General features: G+C 70.0%; 6 protein-coding genes. 2 read left to right on the top strand and 4 right to left on the bottom strand.

The genetic code is table 11. From position 1 onward, the window contains the following. Positions 1-11 precede the first annotated feature (11 nt). The 4 genes from ACH34T_RS42675 to coxB all read right to left on the bottom strand — a co-directional run bounded on the left by ACH34T_RS42675 (position 12) and on the right by coxB (position 4,272). Positions 12-1,235 (bottom strand): Ig-like domain-containing protein, encoded by a 1,224-nt coding sequence (locus ACH34T_RS42675; protein ID WP_396026728.1) that lies wholly within the window; start codon positions 1,233-1,235, stop codon positions 12-14. A gap of 185 nt (positions 1,236-1,420) precedes the next feature. Continuing rightward, entirely contained in the window at positions 1,421-1,831 is a 411-nt protein-coding gene (locus tag ACH34T_RS42680; RefSeq protein ID WP_396026729.1) for a cytochrome c oxidase subunit 4, read from the bottom strand. Positions 1,832-1,834: 3 nt separating this feature from the next. Then, entirely contained in the window at positions 1,835-3,424 is a 1,590-nt protein-coding gene (gene ctaD, locus ACH34T_RS42685) for a cytochrome c oxidase subunit I (RefSeq protein ID WP_396026736.1), read from the bottom strand. Between the two features lie 74 nt (positions 3,425-3,498). Then, positions 3,499-4,272: a cytochrome c oxidase subunit II gene (gene coxB / locus ACH34T_RS42690; RefSeq protein WP_396026730.1), complete on the bottom strand. Its 774-nt coding sequence runs from the start codon at positions 4,270-4,272 to the stop codon at positions 3,499-3,501. A gap of 181 nt (positions 4,273-4,453) precedes the next feature. Between coxB and ACH34T_RS42695 the strand changes: the two genes are divergently transcribed. Beyond that, positions 4,454-5,707, top strand: coding sequence for a cysteine desulfurase family protein (locus tag ACH34T_RS42695; RefSeq protein WP_396026731.1), 1,254 nt, complete (start codon positions 4,454-4,456; stop codon positions 5,705-5,707). Continuing rightward, complete coding sequence (locus tag ACH34T_RS42700; protein WP_396026732.1) at positions 5,704-6,012, top strand: sulfurtransferase TusA family protein; 309 nt, start codon at positions 5,704-5,706, stop codon at positions 6,010-6,012. Before ACH34T_RS42695 ends, ACH34T_RS42700 begins: the two co-directional genes overlap by 4 nt. Positions 6,013-6,046 lie beyond the last annotated feature (34 nt).

Genomic DNA, 6,046 nt, shown 5'->3' on the forward strand with positions numbered 1-6,046 from the left:
CGGGCGGCGGGTCAGTCACCCCCTGCGCGCTGCTTGTCCGGCCGTTGCGCGCCCCGCTGCGCGGAGAGCGTCGCGGCGTCCACGCGCGGCGCCGTCGTCACCGACCGCTTCAGCGCGCTGCCCTTCACCCAGTCGTTCCACTTGAGCTGCCAGTAGCCCCAGCCGTTGTCCGGCTCCAGCTCCCGGTCGGACCCGGTCACCGTCACCACGTCGCCGCGCTGCGCCAGCCCGTAGAACCACTTAGCGTTGGACGGACTGATGTTGATGCAGCCATGGCTGACGTTGGAGCTGCCCTGGCTGCCGACCGACCACGGCGCGCTGTGGACCCACTCGCCGCTCTCGGAGATGCGCACGGACTTGTACACGGTGAGGCTGTAGCCGCCTGGGCCGCCGGGGCTGACGCCCATCCACGCCGACGTCATGACCGTGGGGTCCTGCTTCTCCATCGTCAGGTGGACGCCGTTGGTGGTGGTGAACATGCGGGCCCCGCCCCTGCCCATGCTGGTCGGGATGGTGCGGACCTTCTTGCCGTTGACCTTCACCACCATCTTGTGGCTGTCCTCGCCCGCCGTGGAGATGTGCGAGTCGCCGACCTTGAAGTCGACGGCGTAGTTTTTGCCGCCGTACACGTCGCCGCCGGTGCGCACACCGCTGAGGTGGGCCTGGAACGACACCTTGGTGTGGGCGGGCCAGTACTGCCTGGTCCGGAACACGACCTCCTTATCGCTGAACCAATGCCAGGCGCCCTCGACGGTCTTGTCCGCCCGCACCTCCAGCGCCTGCTCGACCGCCTTCCTGTCCTGCACGCCGCGCTCGAACTGCATGACGATGGGCATGCCGACGCCGACCGTCTCCTTGGCGTACGGCCCCTCGACCGTCACGTCGTTCGTCTTCGTGACCTTGGCGGTGGCGAAGCGGCTGCTGACCGTCCTGGTCCTGCCGTCCTCGCCGATCGCCGTCGCGCCGACCGTGTACGTCCGGCCCGGTTCGAGCGTCCAGCGCGACCTCCACCGCGTCCTGTCGGCGTTCAGGTCGCCCTCGACCAGCCCGCCGCCGGCCGACACGGTCACGTTCTCGATGGTGCCCCGGTACGCCTGGACGGCGATGGGGCTGTCCGGCCTGAGCTGTCCCCCGCCGCCCGCCGGCGACACCGTGAGCCTCGTGGCGTCCTTGCCGTCCGCCTCGCCGCCCGAGCAGGCCGCGGCGCCCGCGACCATGCCGGCGCCGATGAGCACTGCCGCCGCCCGGCGGCCCCGGTCTCCCGGTCCTGAGCCACCCACCCCCATGTGGTCCCCCCGGTCGTCCTACTGGGCGATCGGTCCGCCTCCCCAGCCACGTCGCTGGAACGGCGCCCAGTATGTGAAAGGGCCGGTACCCGCAAAAAAGCGGACACCGGCCCCTCATGGGGTTCTTTTACTGATCAGTGGGCGAAATGACCCCGGTAGTACTCGAAGACCAGACCGATCGTGGACAGCAGCGTGGCGGCCACGCCGAGGATGACCAGCCACCAGCCGAACACGACGCCGAGCGCCACGGCCGCGGCCGACAGCCCGAGGAACAGCGGCCACCAGCTGTGCGGGCTGAAGAAGCCCAGCTCACCGGCCGCGTCTGCGATGTTCCCCTCGGGGTCGTCCTCGTACAGCGGACCGCCGTTCGCGGCCTCCAGCCGCCGGACGGTGAAGTGCACGTAGAACCCGATGAGCCCGGCGAGCCCGACCGCGAGGCCCAGCGCCGTCGTGCCCGTCCAGTCACCGGACCAGAGCCAGTACACGATGTCGGTCGCCAGGAAGAACAGCGCGGACCCGTAGAACATGAACGCCTGGACGCGCATCGGCTACTCTCCCTTCGTCCCGGCGAGCTCGCCCTTGGCGCCCACATGCGGATGGTGCAGGTCGAACGCCGGCCGCTCGGAACGGATCTTCGGAATCGAGTTGAAGTTGTGCCGCGGCGGCGGGCACGACGTCGCCCACTCCAGCGACGCGCCGTAGCCCCACGGGTCGTCGACCTCGACGCGCTTGCCCCGCTTCCACGTGATGTACACGTTGTAGAAGAACGGCAGCATGGACGCCCCGAGGACCAGCGAGAAGATGCTGGAGATCTCGTTGAGGCCCTGGAACTCGTCCGCGTAGTCGGCGTACCGGCGCGGCATGCCCGCGGCGCCCAGCCAGTGCTGGACGAGGAATGTGCCGTGGAAGCCGATGAACAGCAGCCAGAAGTGGATCTTGCCGAGGGTGTCGTTCAGCATCTTGCCTGTCCACTTCGGCCACCAGAAGTAGAAGCCCGCGAACATCGCGAACACCACGGTGCCGAACACGACGTAGTGGAAGTGCGCCACGACGAAATAGGAGTCGGACAGCTGGAAGTCCATCGGCGGCGACGCCAGGATCACGCCGGTGAGCCCGCCGAACAGGAACGTGACGAGGAAGCCGAGCGACCACAGCATCGGCGACTCGAACGTCAGTTGTCCTCGCCAGATCGTCCCGACCCAGTTGAAGAACTTCACCCCCGTGGGCACGGCGATGAGGAACGACATGAAGGAGAAGAACGGCAGCAGCACCTGGCCGGTGACGAACATGTGGTGCGCCCACACGGTGACGGAAAGGCCCGTGATGCTGATGGTCGCGAACACCAGTCCGATGTAGCCGAAGACGGGCTTGCGGCTGAACACCGGGAGGATCTCCGTCACGATGCCGAAGAAGGGCAACGCGATGATGTAGACCTCCGGATGCCCGAAGAACCAGAACAGGTGTTGCCACAGCAGGGCGCCGCCGTGCGCGGCGTCGAAGATGTGCGCGCCGAGCTTGCGGTCGGCCTCCAGCGCCAGCAGCGCCGCGGCGAGGACCGGGAACGCGACCAGCACGAGGATGGACGTCAGCAGGACGTTCCACGTGAAGATCGGCATCCGGAACATCGTCATGCCGGGCGCGCGCATGCACAGGATCGTGGTGATGAAGTTGACGGCGCCCATGATGGTGCCGAACCCGGACATCGCCAGGCCCATCACCCACATGTCGCCGCCGATGCCCGGCGAGCGGACCGCGTCCGACAGCGGGGCGTAGGCGAACCAGCCGAAGCTGGCCGCGCCGCCCGGGGTCAGGAAGCCCGCGATGACGATGAGGCTGCCGAACAGGAACAGCCAGTACGCCAGCATGTTCATCCGCGGGAACGCCACGTCGGGCGCGCCGATCTGCAGCGGCATGATGACGTTGGTGAAGCCCGCGAACAGCGGCGTCGCGAACATCAGCAGCATGATCGTGCCGTGCATGGTGAACAGCTGGTTGAACTGCTCGTTGCTGACGACCTGCATGCCCGGCTCGAACAGCTCGGCGCGCATCACCAGCGCGAGGACGCCGCCGAACAGGAACATGACGAACGACGTGATCAGGTAGAGGTAGCCGATCACCTTGTGGTCGGTGGACGACATCCAGGAGGCGAGGATGCGCCCCTTGGTCGTCCGGGGGGCGGCGGGCGGCGCGGTGGGCGCGTGAGTGGTCGCGGTCACCTGGCACCTCCCGCGGCCAGCGCGGCCTTGGAATCGGCGATGTACTTGGTGTACTCGCCGGGCGTCACGACCTTGAGCTGGAACAGCATCCGGCTGTGGTCGACACCGCAGAGCTCGGCGCAGCGGCCCTCGTACACGCCGGTCTTGTTCGCCGTGAACTCGAACTCGTTGTCGTAGCCGGGCATGACGTCCTTCTTGTAGATCAGCGCCGGGACCCAGAACGAGTGGATGACGTCGTTGGAGTGCAGGCGGACGCGGACTTTCTGGCCCGTGGGGATCGTCATCACCGGCTTGTTGGGCGCGGGCCCGTTCGGCGCGACGGGCTGTCCGACGACGTGCGCGACGAGCCGCTCCTTGCCCGCGGCGTCCTTCTCCTTGTAGTCGAACTGCCAGCTCCACTGGAACGCGGTCACGTCGACGACCACGGCGGGGTTGCCGGTGGTCTTCTCGACGTAGTTCTCGTCCCGTGCGGTGAAGTAGAACAGGACCGCGATGACGACGAACGGGACCGCCGTGTAGAGGATCTCGATCGGCAGGTTGTAGCGGACCTGGGGCGGCAGGTCGTCGGAGCGCTTGCGGTGGAACAGGATCGCCCAGATGATCAGGCCCCAGACGGCGGCCCCGACCGCGAACGCCGCGATCCAGGAGCCCTGCCACAGGTGCAGCATGCGCTCGCCCTGCTCGCTGATCGGCTCGGGCATGCCCAGGCGGCTGCCGCTGCACGCGGTGGCTGACAGCGCCAGCAGGCCCAGCGCGCCGGCGCTTCTCAATGCGCGGCGACCGCGCACAGGCGTACGCCGCTCCCTAGAGCGGGTCGGACTCACGGAATGCCTTCCCCACGGATGAAAGCCCGGTCGGCCGGGCGGAGAGATCAGTTGTCACACGTGCGATGGACACACTAGCGCGAGGGTCACGCGAACCCCCGATCGGGTGCCGGGTTAGTGTTTCCGCGTGGCCGAACCGAGCACGCCGAGCGCGCCGGGCACGTCAGGCGGGCCGCGCGCGCCGGGCACGTCCGGCACCGCCCGCGACACCGCCCGCGCCGGGACCGCCTACTTCGACGCGGCGTCCACCGAGCCGCCGCATCCCGCGGCCCGGTCGGCGCTGCTTGAGGCGCTCGACGCCGGGTGGGCCGATCCGGCGCGGCTGTACGGACCGGCGCGCGGCGCCCGCAGGCTCCTCGACCGGGCCCGCGCGGGGGTGGCGGGCGTCCTGGGGGCCCGCGCGGACGAGGTGTCGTTCACGTCGTCGGGCACGCAGGCGGTGCATCTGGCCGTCCTCGGCGGGCTCCGGGCGCGCCATCGGGTCGGACGCCACCTGGTGGTGAGCGCGGTCGAGCACTCCAGCGTCCTGCACGCCGCCGAGGCGCACGAACGCGACGGCGGCGAGGTGACCGTCGTCGGCGTCGACCGGACGGGCCGCGTCGATCCCGGCGAGTTCGCCGCGGCGCTGCGTCCGGACACCGCGCTCGCGTGCCTGCAGTCGGCCAACCATGAGGTCGGGACTATCCAGCCCGTCGCCGAGGCGGCGGAGGCGTGCCGTGCCGCCCGCGTCCCCTTGTTCGTCGACGCGGCGCAGTCCCTCGGGCGGGTGGACGTCCCCGGCGGCTGGTCGTTCCTCGCGGGCAGCGCCCACAAGTGGGGCGGGCCCGCGGGCGTCGGGGTGTTCGCCGTCCGGAAGGGCACCCGGTGGCGGTCACCGCTGCCGGACGACGAGCGCGAGCAGCGACGGGTCCCCGGGTTCGAGAACGTCCCGAGCATCGTGGCGGCCGCGGCGGCGCTGGAGGCGTACCGCGCGGAGACGGCGGCGGACGCGGCGCGCGTCTCCGCTCTCGTCGACCGCATCCGCGCGGAGGTGCCGCGGGCCGTCCCGGACGTCGAGGTCGTCGGCGACCCCGTCCGGCGGCTGCCGCACCTGGTGACGTTCTCCTGCCTGTACGTGGAGGGCGAGGCGCTGCTGACCGAACTCGACCGGCTGGGTTTCGCCGTTTCGTCCGGAAGTTCGTGTACGGCGGATACGCTGCGTCCCAGTCATGTGCTGGAGGCGATGGGCGTGATTACCCACGGGAACGTGCGGGTATCGCTGCCGCGTGGCGTTGGTTCGGCGGACGTCGACCGGTTCCTGGCCGTGCTGCCCGGCGCCGTCGACCGCCTCCGCCGGACGACGCTGAACCATGTCGACACAGGGAGGCGGTCGCGCCCATGAGGTTCCGAGGCCGCGCCAAGAGCGGGGCGCCCGCCGACGCCGCGCCGCCCCCCGCCGCCGAGCCGTCCGCGCCGCCGCCCGTGCTGGTCATCGACGCGCTGGGCCGCAAGTGCCCCATCCCGATCATCATGCTGGCCGAGCGGATCCGGGAGGTGCCGGTCGGGCAGATCGTCGCCGTCCTCGCCGACGACGCCGCCGCCCGCACCGACGTCCCCGCCTGGTGCCGCATGAAGTCGCAGGACTTCGTCTGGGAGGAGACCCTCCAGCAGGGCGGCTGGGGCTTCCACATCCGCCGGACGTACTGAGCCGCCGGACGTACTGGGACGCAAGCCGGAAGGG

It is taken from the genome of Actinomadura sp. 9N215 (assembly GCF_044326345.1).
Taxonomy (GTDB): domain Bacteria; phylum Actinomycetota; class Actinomycetes; order Streptosporangiales; family Streptosporangiaceae; genus Spirillospora.